This window comes from Pseudoalteromonas sp. L1, from assembly GCF_021728095.1.
Lineage (GTDB): Bacteria > Pseudomonadota > Gammaproteobacteria > Enterobacterales > Alteromonadaceae > Pseudoalteromonas.
Window position 1 is genome coordinate 444,066 of sequence record NZ_JAKKCT010000002.1, and the last position, 12,202, is coordinate 456,267.

18 protein-coding genes are annotated in these 12,202 nt (G+C 39.6%); 3 read left to right on the forward strand and 15 right to left on the reverse strand.

All coding sequences use genetic code 11. The annotated features are described in order from the left end of the window. The 12 genes from L3V38_RS08165 to dapA form a co-directional block, all read right to left on the reverse strand. A complete protein-coding gene (locus tag L3V38_RS08165; protein WP_062567131.1) occupies positions 1-426 on the reverse strand; it encodes an acyl-CoA thioesterase in 426 nt (141 codons plus the stop codon). After that, complete coding sequence (locus L3V38_RS08170) at positions 419-1,963, reverse strand: aromatic amino acid ammonia-lyase (protein WP_237119037.1); 1,545 nt, start codon at positions 1,961-1,963, stop codon at positions 419-421. Before L3V38_RS08170 ends, L3V38_RS08165 begins: the two co-directional genes overlap by 8 nt. Position 1,964: 1 nt before the next feature. Then, positions 1,965-2,933, reverse strand: a complete 969-nt coding sequence (locus L3V38_RS08175) for an acyltransferase (RefSeq protein ID WP_237119038.1) — start codon at positions 2,931-2,933, stop codon at positions 1,965-1,967. Beyond that, positions 2,933-3,670, reverse strand: coding sequence for a glycosyltransferase family 2 protein (locus L3V38_RS08180; protein WP_237119039.1), 738 nt, complete (start codon positions 3,668-3,670; stop codon positions 2,933-2,935). The genes L3V38_RS08175 and L3V38_RS08180 overlap by 1 nt, the downstream gene beginning before the upstream one ends. Positions 3,671-3,673: 3 nt before the next feature. Further along, entirely contained in the window at positions 3,674-4,027 is a 354-nt protein-coding gene (locus tag L3V38_RS08185) for a thioester dehydrase (protein WP_130152331.1), read from the reverse strand. Then, positions 4,011-5,369: a class I adenylate-forming enzyme family protein gene (locus tag L3V38_RS08190; protein WP_237119040.1), complete on the reverse strand. Its 1,359-nt coding sequence runs from the start codon at positions 5,367-5,369 to the stop codon at positions 4,011-4,013. Before L3V38_RS08190 ends, L3V38_RS08185 begins: the two co-directional genes overlap by 17 nt. Then, on the reverse strand, positions 5,359-5,922 hold the full coding sequence (locus L3V38_RS08195; RefSeq protein ID WP_237119041.1) for a septation protein IspZ: 564 nt from the start codon (positions 5,920-5,922) through the stop codon (positions 5,359-5,361). The genes L3V38_RS08190 and L3V38_RS08195 overlap by 11 nt, the downstream gene beginning before the upstream one ends. A 9-nt stretch (positions 5,923-5,931) precedes the next feature. Then, positions 5,932-6,177 (reverse strand): acyl carrier protein, encoded by a 246-nt coding sequence (locus L3V38_RS08200; protein WP_130152334.1) that lies wholly within the window; start codon positions 6,175-6,177, stop codon positions 5,932-5,934. A gap of 25 nt (positions 6,178-6,202) precedes the next feature. Further along, positions 6,203-6,460 (reverse strand): phosphopantetheine-binding protein, encoded by a 258-nt coding sequence (locus tag L3V38_RS08205; protein ID WP_062567139.1) that lies wholly within the window; start codon positions 6,458-6,460, stop codon positions 6,203-6,205. Next, positions 6,457-7,233, reverse strand: a complete 777-nt coding sequence (locus tag L3V38_RS08210) for a lysophospholipid acyltransferase family protein (RefSeq protein WP_237119042.1) — start codon at positions 7,231-7,233, stop codon at positions 6,457-6,459. Before L3V38_RS08210 ends, L3V38_RS08205 begins: the two co-directional genes overlap by 4 nt. Beyond that, complete coding sequence (locus tag L3V38_RS08215) at positions 7,223-7,933, reverse strand: beta-ketoacyl synthase chain length factor (protein WP_130152336.1); 711 nt, start codon at positions 7,931-7,933, stop codon at positions 7,223-7,225. Before L3V38_RS08215 ends, L3V38_RS08210 begins: the two co-directional genes overlap by 11 nt. A gap of 108 nt (positions 7,934-8,041) precedes the next feature. Next, positions 8,042-8,956 carry a 4-hydroxy-tetrahydrodipicolinate synthase gene (gene dapA, locus L3V38_RS08220; protein ID WP_237119043.1) on the reverse strand — a complete coding sequence of 305 codons (915 nt, stop codon included), beginning with the start codon at positions 8,954-8,956 and terminating at the stop codon, positions 8,042-8,044. A gap of 160 nt (positions 8,957-9,116) precedes the next feature. On the opposite strand from dapA, the gene L3V38_RS08225 reads away from it, so the two are divergent. Then, positions 9,117-9,770, forward strand: coding sequence for a DUF6058 family natural product biosynthesis protein (locus L3V38_RS08225; RefSeq protein WP_237119044.1), 654 nt, complete (start codon positions 9,117-9,119; stop codon positions 9,768-9,770). A 34-nt stretch (positions 9,771-9,804) separates the two neighbouring features. Here L3V38_RS08225 and dkgB read toward each other — a convergent pair whose 3' ends face one another. Both dkgB and L3V38_RS08235 read right to left on the reverse strand, forming a co-directional pair. Further along, on the reverse strand, positions 9,805-10,620 hold the full coding sequence (gene dkgB / locus L3V38_RS08230) for a 2,5-didehydrogluconate reductase DkgB (RefSeq protein WP_237119045.1): 816 nt from the start codon (positions 10,618-10,620) through the stop codon (positions 9,805-9,807). A gap of 213 nt (positions 10,621-10,833) precedes the next feature. Further along, positions 10,834-11,100 carry a hypothetical protein gene (locus L3V38_RS08235; RefSeq protein ID WP_237119046.1) on the reverse strand — a complete coding sequence of 89 codons (267 nt, stop codon included), beginning with the start codon at positions 11,098-11,100 and terminating at the stop codon, positions 10,834-10,836. Between the two features lie 209 nt (positions 11,101-11,309). Here L3V38_RS08235 and L3V38_RS08240 point away from each other — a divergent pair, with 209 nt between their 5' ends. Together L3V38_RS08240 and ykgO are read left to right on the forward strand one after the other, a co-directional pair. Next, positions 11,310-11,561, forward strand: coding sequence for a type B 50S ribosomal protein L31 (locus tag L3V38_RS08240; RefSeq protein WP_062567146.1), 252 nt, complete (start codon positions 11,310-11,312; stop codon positions 11,559-11,561). Positions 11,562-11,573: 12 nt separating this feature from the next. After that, the gene (gene ykgO, locus L3V38_RS08245; RefSeq protein WP_062567147.1) at positions 11,574-11,711 is read left to right on the forward strand and encodes a type B 50S ribosomal protein L36; all 138 of its coding nucleotides are present in this window, start codon (positions 11,574-11,576) and stop codon (positions 11,709-11,711) included. A gap of 21 nt (positions 11,712-11,732) precedes the next feature. On the opposite strand, the gene L3V38_RS08250 is transcribed toward ykgO, so the two are convergent. Further along, positions 11,733-12,119 carry a cytochrome b562 gene (locus tag L3V38_RS08250; protein WP_237119047.1) on the reverse strand — a complete coding sequence of 129 codons (387 nt, stop codon included), beginning with the start codon at positions 12,117-12,119 and terminating at the stop codon, positions 11,733-11,735. Positions 12,120-12,202 lie beyond the last annotated feature (83 nt).

Below are 12,202 nucleotides of genomic sequence, written 5' to 3' on the forward strand. Positions count from 1 at the left end.
TTAGATCACCTTTTGTAATTTCTCATGCAGTACAGGCGGTGATACAAATTGCATCTCTTTGTTTTCTATATCAACCGCCACCTGAATAGTCGTCGCTTTCGTCAACTTTTTGCCCGTCGCAACATCGCTGATAATATAATCAATACGCAATCGCGTTTCATATTCTTTCAAATATGCATCAATCCGTATCTTTTGCGTAAATAATGCAGAACCCACATATTTAATATGCATATCAATAATAGGCCACGCATAGCCAGACTCCTGCATTTGCCCGTAATCATAATCAAATAAACGCAGTAATTCGCAACGTGCCACCTCTAAATAACGTGGGTAATTACCATGCCATACCACGTTCATAGGATCACAATCATGAAAAGGGATTTCAATTTCTACATAAGTACTCAATAAAGAGCCACGACTATGCATATAAACTCCAACGTTTAGTTTGAATAGCATCAACGGTAAAACGTAACACCGCCTCAAGTGGGCGATCTTCATCAAGCTGTGGGAAAAACTCACTAATATCTTGATACATACTCTGCACTTCAGGGGTTAAACTTGCGTAGTCAAGCTCACCGTTATTAATACGCAAACGTAAACCTTGTATACAAGCTAACAGTGTACTGGCAACGACTTGCTCGGTTAACTGGAGCACACGTAAACAATCACGTGCCGCAATAGTTCCCATGCTTACTTTGTCTTGATTATGACATTCGGTTGAGCGCGAAAATACACTAGCAGGCATGGTCAACTTTAGTGCCTCAGCGGTATAGGCACTGGCACCAATTTGCACCGCTTTAAAACCGTGATTAATGTAACGACGTTCATCTGTGCTTGCTGACAAGTTTGAAGCTAAACCATTGTTATAACGAGTATCTACAAGTGAAGCGATTTGCCTGTCTGCTAAATCAGCTAAATTAGCCACCGCCGTTTTCATACTATCCATAACCATTGCAATGTGGCCACCATAGAAATGACCGCCATGCAATACGTGCTCACCTTCACCATCGATGATTGGGTTATCATTCGCCGAATTAAGCTCATTTTCAATCATTTGCCTAAACCAAGGGAGGCTATCTTGTAATACACCAATGACATGTGGCGCACAGCGGATTGAATATCTATCTTGTAAGCGGTCAGCATTACGTGGGTGCTCTACATGGTTTAAGTCACCACGGATCCACGCAGCCACTTGCTGTTGGCCTGGGTGAGGTTTTACCGAAAACAAAATATCATCAAAATGATGACTATTACCTTTTAAAGCAAGACTGGCAAGCGCTGTAATTCGGCTGGTTAATTTAGCAAGGTAGTCGGCTCTATCGAAAGCAAGGCATGCCAAAGCAGTCATTACGGCAGTACCATTCATCACCGCAAGCCCCTCTTTAGGGCGAAGCTTTAATGGCTTTAAGCCAAGTGATTGCATAACTGCTAAACTGTTTTTAATTTCGCCTTTGTAATACACATCACGCTCGCCAACCATAGCCCCCGCGACATACGAAAGCGGTGTGAGGTCACCACTGGCACCCACAGAACCTTCTTCGGGAATAACTGGCACGATATTGTGATTTAAAAAATCACGTAATAAATTAAGCATATCCCAGCTAACGCCTGAGTATCCTTGCGACAGTGAAGCTAGGCGAGTCGCTAAAATAGCGCGTCCTTGAGTTAAGTTAAATGTATTGCCCAGACCACAACCATGAAATCGAGTGAGGTGAAGAGGAAGTTCATTAACCAAATCAAGAGGTACTTTTACAGTCACCGAGTCACCATAACCTGTGGTGACACCATAAATTACGCCATCGTCTTCTAAGAGTTTATCTAAAAATGCTACGGCACTGTCGATTTTTTTGGCAAATTGGTGATCTGAGGTTAATGCAACAGCCCCTTTCTGCAAGGCAATATGAACAATATCTTCAATAGATAAACGTTGCTCACCAAATAATGTAGTCGTGTGCTCTGACACTTTAGTTCTCCTTGTTTTGGTCGCGAGACACTTGCTCGTCATTTTGCCAAAAATCATAAAAATTAAACCATTGATATGGATAGGCAGCCGCGTAATAGCTCAGCCTTTGTGCATAATCGCTCACAATTTTTTGTAATGTTTGCTGCCTAGTTTTGCGTGGCAGCGTAAGTTTGTCTGCGTATTTTTCAAACACCACCCGATAAACCCTCTTGCCTTCTGCCGACTTATCTTTTAAACAGAATAAGTGAAAAACAGGGCAATCTAATAAGGCTGCTAATATAAAAGGGCCCTGTGAAAATGGCGCTGGTTTTCCTAAAAAGTCAGCTTCAACCACACGCCCAGCCGTTGTAGTACTGGTTCTATCTCCTACAATGACAACGATTTCGCCCTGCTCTACTTTATCTTTGAGCATAATCGCCATGTCTGGCCCAAGATCAGTGACTTGAATTAAGTTAATGCCTACATCAGGGTTTATGCTTTTGAGTAATTTATTAAATTCAACCGCATGATGAGTAAATACCAATACATTGATAACTTTACGATAGCGATGTTGACTAAGTGCACGACAAACTTCTAAATTACCCAAGTGTGAGCCAATAAAAATGGCCCCTTGCTGTTGCTCGTCAAGCTCTTTAAATAGTGCTTCATTTGTATAGATAATATCGCTTTGCTGAATACGACCAAGCCAAGCATCAATTTTATCAAACGCACTGTCAGCAAAAGCGCGAAAGTGGCGAAAACTATCGCGCCATGTAACCGCTTTATGGTTACCATTTACCTTACGTGCTTGAGTTAAAAATGCATAAGATGCTTCACGGGCTGTTTTTCCTGTTAAAAACAAATAAAACACGACTGGAAACAATACGAGCCATAAGCCTGAACGGCCAAAAACACGATAGCAAATTAATAAAATTTGCATGCCGAGCCAATTACCACGCTCTTGCATTTTAGACCAGTGCTTAACAGCCATCAGCCAACCACCTTACGCCAAAGTAACTTAGGTGAGCGCAGTAACATGCCAAAGAATAAACGCGTATGCAGCCAAGAAATACCCACATTATCGTGTAAGGCTCGAAAGTGAGATACGCCATTTTCAGGGTAGATCACTTGGGTTGGCAAGAAAGTAACCTTCACACCTTGCCAATATAGCCTAACTAGAATTTCGATATCAAAGTCCATGCGTTTGCCTAACGCCTGTTTAGACATTAATTCTTCAACAGCCGAAAGAGGATAAACGCGAAAGCCACACATCGAATCGACAATATCAAAGCTTAAAGTTTCAACCCACACCCAAAAATGAGTAATGTAGCGACTTAAATAACGGTGTTTTGGCACAGAGCTATCATAAATAGGACAACCACTGATCACATTATTGGGAGCGCAGTGACTTAACTCAATTAACTTTGTAATATCATCGAGTGAATGCTGGCCATCGGCATCAACTTGAATCGCATGACTAAAGCCCTGCTTATGTGCATACATTAAACCGGTTTGAACAGCACCACCCTTACCTTGATTTTGAGCATGGGTGAGCAAAGTTAAAAAATCGTACTCGGCGTCAAGTGCTGAAAATACTTGTTTCGCACTTTCGTCACTGCCATCATCAACCATAATAATCGGCAGTTGTAATGCCTTTAACTCATCAAGTACCGCAGCGATAGCATGGATGTGATTGTAATTTGGAATAACAATACAAAACTGGTTCATTGTTTAATCACAAAATACGATTCGGCCAGATGCATGCTGACCTTTATCAGAGGAATAACTAAATAAGCATTTGCCTTTTGCATTGCGTTCTAAGCTTAAGTTAACCGTCATATCAGGCGTAGTAACCACTTGAAATTTCAATATTTCTAGGTCTTGCACTAAAGAACCAAAACCAAGGTATTGCTGCGCATATTTAACAGCCCAATCTAACTGTACGACCCCTGCTAAGATAGGCGCATCAGGAAAGTGTCCCCGAAAATAATCTAAATCAGCCGTAATCGTTAACGCTAAGCTGACGCTGTCTTTTGCTTGTGATAAAACGCTCACCTGTGGCGTAACATTATTCAGACTTGGCAAAGTACTGCTCCAATATTTTGATGCTTAATTTAGCTTGGCTGTTAAAAGGAAGCGCATCGATATAGCGCCATTTACGTGGCAGGCATATGCGTTCAAACCGATTAGATAAATAATTTTGTAAAGTACGGTTTATAATTAGTTTCCCTTGTTTAAGGCGTTCACTATTTCCATCATCTGTTAATACAACAACAGCACCTATTTGTACTCTTTTCGCAGGTAAGACGACAACTTTAGCCTCTTTCACCCAAGTATGACTTATTAAGTAATTTTCTAAGTCGTCTAAATTTAGGCGTTTTTCTTCAATTTTAATGGTTCTATCAATACGTCCTAATAATTTAAATTGGCCATTGCTGTGCACATGTGCCCTGTCATCTAGCGCAAAGCCAGATTGCTCTAGAATATAAGAGTCGAGTATTAAACGACCTTCTTGATTAATTGATAAATAATTACCGCTAAAAGGCTGCCATGGAACCTCAACCGCTGCTTGAGTAACTTGCCTATAAGCAATGCCGCCCGTTTCTGTACTGCCAAAAACTTGTGTGACTGGACGAGCCAATTGATTGAAAAGCGTCTCTGCGTGCTGATTATTTAACGGACCACCCGATGAAAAAAGCCACTTTATGCGTGCTCGCTCAGGTATCAGTACATTGTCTAAGCATAAGCGTCCAAGCTGTGCGGGGCTCGAAATCAATACAGCTTGTTGAATCTTTTTCAGCTTTTGCACTATGTGCTCTGGGTACTGGATTTGTGTACTATCAATAATGTGCCCTTTCGCCAAAGGCCAAAGTAACCTGAATAACAACCCATAAATATGCTGATGTGACACTGTTGCTAAAAATGTAAATTGCCCCTTTAAATCAAAGGCCATAGATAACACTGACAGTTCACGATTTAACACGCGCCATGGCTTTACAATCGGCTTGGATTGCCCAGAGGAACCTGAGGTATAAAAAATCACCGCGGTGTTTGTAGGCCACTGGAGCTGAGTTAACGGTGTAGGCGCACAAGATGCTTGCTGCTCAAGGTTCGTAATAGAAAACTGCGTATCTAAATCTACAGTATCTCCTGCAAATACAGGGGCTTGAGCCAACAACAAGCGTAATGTTTCAGGTTGTCCATTGGGCGGTAAAATGACATTATGCCCAGCACAAGCAAGTGCAAACAACCGAACAGCAAATTGATAAGTATCAGGGTGAAATAAAACAACATGACATGGGCTTTTTAACGTATGTAATTTCGCTTTAAAGGCCGCTATGTCAGCAAAAAATTGCTGGTGGTTAACGATTTTATCTGAGACAACAAAAGCACCGCTTGGGTGAAATTGTAAGTTATTAGCCAACATTATTTTTTACCTTTTGTCGGATCAACCACTCAACTAGCATAAAACCAGCGATAAGTATGTATGCGATTAAACCATTGTAAAGCGTCCACACTGATAACGAGGTGAATAGACATGTATATAAAGCCACTGAGGCGTTAAGCAGGAAAAATACACTCCATGCTTTCGTCACTTGACGCGTGTAACGTACACCGTTTTCATCGAGCTCACCTTCCTTTAACCGCGCTAAACTCTCAATGACTGGAGGCCCCTTTTTTAGCGAATATAAAAAAGTAGCTGCCATGACGCTGTTAATAATCACAGGATAAAGCTTTAATCCTAATTCGCTATTAAAAACCTGTGTTACCACTAACGCCACAATTGCTAGTAAAGAGGCTGGTTTTATCCATGGCATTTTATTCGCTAAGCGCTTGCTAAGTATCAATCGTAAAATTAATAAAGCAATCAGTACTAGACTAACCTGCTTAATTGAACTGTGCTGCAAACCAAAATACACAATGAATGGGTATAAAGATAAGCCGATGATAATTAACGTAGTGGTAATTGCTTTAAGCATGTTGCTAAATTAAGAAACTAGTTTTTCTACTTCGCTAACAACATCTTGCACTGTGCGTACTTGCTTAAACGCATCCGGCTCAATTTTTTTACCCGTAATTTCGCGTAATTTAACGACCAAATCAACAGCATCAATACTATCAAGGTCAAGATCTTGATATAAATTTGCATCAAGGCTGATGTCATCAGCATCGATTTCAAACTCATCAACTAAAATGCCCTGTAAAACGGTGTAAATTTCGGCAGCGGTTTTCATGCTTTTTCCTACTTCTAAGTCTATATTACGATTTGTTTTGATTAATAAAATCAGCAAGTGCATCTACTGAAGCAAAATGCGCTTTTGTTTGTTCAGAGTTCGCGTCAATTTTCACATTAAACTCTTTCTTGATGGCTAAACCTAGTTCAAGCGCATCAATACTATCCAGCCCTAAACCATCAACGAATAACGGTTGGTCATTCTCGATATCATCAATGCTAATGTCTTCAAGGTCTAAGCTGCTAATGATTAATTGTTTTATTTGATTCTTTAGTTCAGTCATAGTTGCCTGAGTTCCTCTGTAAAATAATGCTGTAAATCACGGGTTAATTGTCGCGCTTGCATTGCAGGTTGCTCACCTTTAAATGAGCCTGTGTATGTAAATTGTTGATTAGCAAAACGCATCATAAAATGCGCTTTCGTGGGAGCGACTTTATACCAAGGTGTGTCTTTAGTTAGTGTACTTGGTTTCATGCTAATCATTACCGTCGTTATGGGTGCTCGACAACGCGTTGCAATATTTGCCGCACCGCGTTTGAATTTTAGTGGTTCGTTAGGCGTTGTTCTCGTTCCTTCAGGAAAAATAATTAAATTATGACCTGATGAGAGTGACGCCGCACATTCCTCTAATAACTCTTGTGGATCTTCGTTACTAATATAACCCGTTCCCTTTATAACTCCACGCATAAACGGGTTTTTAAATAAGTGTGCTTTAACGACACAATCTGCATTTTTAATGACTGATATGAGCACTACGACATCAATCAAAGATGGATGATTAGCCAACACGAGTTGACCTTTAAGTTGTTTAAAACGCGCCCTATCATGCACAGAAAAATGAATAGCGCCTGTGTAGTGCATTAAAGCAACAAAAAACTTAAATGTGTAATGCACTGTGATACGTGCTTTTTGCTTTTGTTTAAGGGCCGAGGGCTCAATACAACGCTGCAACGGAAATACCAGCAAAGTTAAAACAATGCCACCAATACCGAAAACAGTAAAACAAAGCCCTGTTGCAAAGATACGCCACGCTTTGCCCAGTGAGTTAATGAGCATGGTATTGAAGCATCCAAGCCGACTGTTGATGTACAAGCACTGTTTTCGGTTCCTTGCGAATAAACGCATCTGCAAGTTGTACGCTCAATGGTAAACAATCACAAGAATGAGACACATCATGATTTGATAACTTGTTTAGTTCAAAATATGCATCGTTACCAAGTTGTGTTGAAAGCATAAACGACACACTATGATCAATCTGCAACTCATCTGCAAAGCAAAGGTATTCCTCAGGTAGCACACTGTCTGTATGGTTGATTAGAATTTGACTTTCAAGACCTGATTTTACGCGGGCATAGCCATCTGTGATTGCATCAATGATACTCTCTGCACCGCCGGCAATAGCATTCATTGCTGCCCTGTTTTGACCCGTTATCGAGAAAATCCCCGTCGTCGCATTATGCACACTTAACCCGAACGCAGTCGGAGATAAAGGCGCTTGTTCAACAAGGGTGTTAAGTAACTTAGCTGTTTTAGGCAAGTCACCATGACGTGATGAAAAATTTACAGCAACCTGGGAATGTTCGGCTTGTGCACTACGTAGGGTATGCAATGCCATTTTCATGTAAGGGCTTAACCTACGGCGTTGCATGGCTGGGATCCAGCTTAAATCAAGTTCGCTGGAGCTTGGTACTAATCGTTCAGGTATTTGTTGCCCGGGTGCAACCCATAAACACACATTATTAACAACAAATTTCACAAACGTTTATTCTTTTTAGCGCTAATCGATTGCTAATTTTACCCATTGTCCACAAAAAAGTAAAACTTTGACACTTAATTGTAACCAGAATTAAGTGTCAATTCAGTTTTATCGTAAGATAACCGCTTTTTCGTCTAAAAGTTGAGCTTTATCGCCTACAATATCAGCAACATTAAGCTCATTAATAAGGCGTTGACCAAGCGTTTGTTGTGCTTGCGTTAACGGCACATAAGGTAAACGGAAAACGCTATTTACTGCGCCGGTCATCATTAAGGCAGTATTAATTGCAATTGGGTTTGGCTCACAGAATAACCACTGCATTAACGGCTGTAACTGAGTGTTAAGGCTATCATTTTTGTTATCCATTAACTGACGGAACAAGCCTGGAATTAAGTTGGAAGTTACTGAAATAACACCATGAGCGTTATGGATATGGCGAGCATCATGACTTTCATCATCATTACCTGACCAACACGCAATACCTTGTTGTTCATAATGGGCGATTCGCTCATTTCCACCACACTCTTTAACACCAATAAAATTTTCATGCGCTGCTAAAGGTTCGATAATATCAGGCGTTAGATCTTGGCCTGTGCGGCCAGCCACGTTATAGATAAACGCAGGTCCGATATCTAATAAACGTTTAAAATGCTCTTTCACCCCAAGAAGAGAAGTACGACCATAATATGGATTAATTTGCAGCGCGGCATCCATACCTGTTGCAAAGCCATATTCGGTAGCTTTAATAGCTTCACGGGTATTATTACTACCTGTGTTACCTATAATGACTAGACGATCTGAAAATTTACTTACACTATGTGCAATAAGCATCAAGTGCTCTTCCCAATTCATTAGTTGGCCTTCACCTGTGGTACCACCAACAATAATCCCATCGACTCCTGCTGAAATTTGTTGTTCAACAAGCTCATCGTAACAAGCCAGATCAATATCACCGTTGTTGAGATAAGGTGTTTTAATTGCTGTGATCAAACTTGCTTGTTTAATTGTTTCTAGGCTGCGCATAACTATTTTTATGTTTGGAAAATTTGCGCTAGTTGTAACATAAATGCAGGCATTTTCCGAGTAGTACATGCTAATAAATAAAAATACTTGATAAAATGTTTAGGGTAAGCCAGAATTGAATACTGTATAAATAAACAGTATTTATTGCGAGTAATTGATAATGCAACTTTCAAAATTTTTGGCTAATTACTTTTACACCACAGAGGAGCTTTGTCATGCACTATCAATTGATGAGGAAACACTAACTGATTGGCAACAAAAAGGGCTATTCCCAAAACCAAGTTACTGCTTACAAAGCCAATTAGAATGCAGCTCTTACTCAGGAATTTATCAATGTGAGGAATATCAAGACTTTTATCCTCGTGGTGCGTCTAGCTGGGGACAGCACATTATTAAACATGATGTAAAATCATCATGCCAAGCCTTCAATCATTTTGCTCAACAATATTCAACTCAACTTAGTAAGCTAGCCGAGCAAGGTTACCCCCTTAATGAAGACTTATTTGGTTCTGAGATTGACGAACATTTACAACAAGTTTGGCAGCAGTTTTTATGCAGCAAATATGGGGTGTTAACCCAAAATGGGTTGATTGAAGAAGCCGTGCAACTTGATGTAGCGAAACTACTCATTGATGATATTACCGAACTTCGTACGAAAACAGGCTTAACAGTCGATGAGCGCCAAGCACTCCACAAAGCTTTAAAACTTATGAACAAAGCATTGAGTCACGGTACTGGCAACGAAGGTAAAAACACCCTGCGTCACAAATATATTGAAGAAGTTGTCTGCAAATATGATCTATCTGTAAAATAAACAAAGCCGCCAAATGGCGGCTTAACCTTATTATTTATTGATCCCACTGTGGTGCAAAATCAGGGTTCGCTAAACGTTTGTTTTGGTCTAACGCATTAATTCTATCTATGTCTTCATGATCAAGTTTCACTGAATCATCAAAATTATCAGCCAAATTTTCTCGCTTAGTTGATGAAGGAATTGTCGTCATCTCGTTTGCATTTACCCAAGCAAGTACGATTTGCGCAGGTGTGGCGTTATGTTTTTTCGCTATATCCAATATCACATCGTCTTTGAGGGCTTCACCTACGGCAAACGGCATATAGGCTGTAACATGGATATCATGTTGTCCACAAAAAGCACGCAATTTAGTATTGGTAAGATACGGATGAACTTCAATTTGATTGGTGAAAATTTCTCTCGCGTCGATCGTTTGCATCGCCTCTTTTAAGTTGGCAATGGTAAAGTTTGAAACACCAATGTGTTTTGCTAAACCAAGTTCTTTTACTTTTTTGAGTTCAGTTAAATATTCACTCATTTTTTCTCCATTACTGGGAGAAGGCCAGTGAATAAGTAACAAATCAACATAATCTAGTTGAAGCTTTTCAAGGCTCTGTTTAACACTATCAACAAACTTGGCTTTGTTTAGTTTGTCATTCCAGACCTTGGTAGTAATAAAAATTTCACTGCGAGGCACAGAGCTGTCTTTAATTGCTTTACCAACTTGCTCTTCATTACCATAAATTTGCGCTGTATCTATGTGTCTAAAGCCAATATCAAGCGCCATTTGAACTGAATTGTAAGCTGTCTTTCCTTCTAGGCGAAATGTACCAATACCTAAATCTGGCATTTCAATAACATGTTGTGACATAACCTCTCCTTTTGAAGTAATTCGTTATAAGCTTACTTACTTCACTGAGGCCAAATTTTAGAGTTTCAAGGAGGGATTTAAAATAAGTTAACTTTACAGGAAATTTTTCACCGTAAATAAGTACTTCCTAAATTGCTCAAGATTACCTATAAACATGTATGTAGATAATACACACGCCCTCATTGCGAGTTTAATACACCTCTATTTGTTAAATTAGTCTAAGTGCTCATAGTGACCGCGGTACACTTCAAAGGTTTTCACTACCGTATGCTGCTCTTTAGTGAGATTATCAAACCAAGTATCAAAACGCTCATCATCATCTTGCTCACCCAGAGCAAGGTACTGTGCTAAGAGTTCAATTATATCATTGTGACTGAAGCTTAAAGTATCGACATGGCTCGCAAGTGTTGAATGATCTTTATCACGAAGCGTATTCATTACATTTTGGTCCAATTGCTCAGTTTGAATTTCATCGTTCACTGCCTTACTCCTTCTTATTATATGAGCACACATACCTAGTTATAACAGCCTTATTAACAATAGCCAGCTTTTTGAATTTAAGTGGTCAGAGTTTGTTCAGACTGGCTAAAATCGAACCACAAACATTAAATAAGAATTATTTTTATCTTGATCTTAGTAATCTGAACGATTACCATTTGATACATTATCACATAGCAAAAGGTTATATAATGAAACCGAATATACACCCTGATTACCAGCAAGTCGCCTTTCATGATACAGCAGCAGATAGCTACTTTATTATAGGTTCAACAATTAAAACATCGCGAACAGTAGAGCTTGAAGGCAAGACCTATCCCTATGTGCCTATCGATGTATCGAGTGACTCACACCCTTTTTATACTGGTAAACAAAAAGCTGTGGCAAGTGATGGTCGAGTTGCTGCGTTTAATCGCCGCTTTAAAAATTTAGCGAGCAAATAAAAGGAGAATTAAATGAAAGTATTAAGTTCCTTAAAAAGCGCAAAAAATAGACCTGGGTGTCAGATCGTAAAACGCAAAGGGCGCGTGTACGTGATTAACAAAGAAAACCCACGCTTTAAAGCCGTACAAGGGAAAAAGAAAAAACGTTAAAAAGGTGCAAAAGCACCTTTTTTATTTGCCAAATAGTAGCTCCCAAAAACCGGGTGGCTCATGAAGTTCATGGTACTTTTTGCGTAAAGTATCAATTTCTTTTAATGGTGCCTTTGCCGCTAGTATCCCCTGTTTATTGGCGAGCTTTTTAGCATCTTCTGCTTTATGAATAACTTTATCAATACCCTCAATGGAAGCAGATTGATGCTGTTTAAAGTCAGCCGTTTTTGCTTTCTCTAATAGTTGAATAAACTCATCAATTGCGTGGTTAAACTCGCTCAATTCACTCGCTTGCACAGCATTTTTGTATGCTAACCCCATATTTTTCATGTTAGCTTCCAAATCAATACCTTTAGCAAAGCTAGATAAAGAGGTAACGAAAAAAAGGATACTCAAAACAACTTTCATACTACATCCACTTAAAACCGACTTGCCGTTAATTATATCCTTTTTACTGGTTGGAAACGAATAAATTAGCCTGCAATCGAACA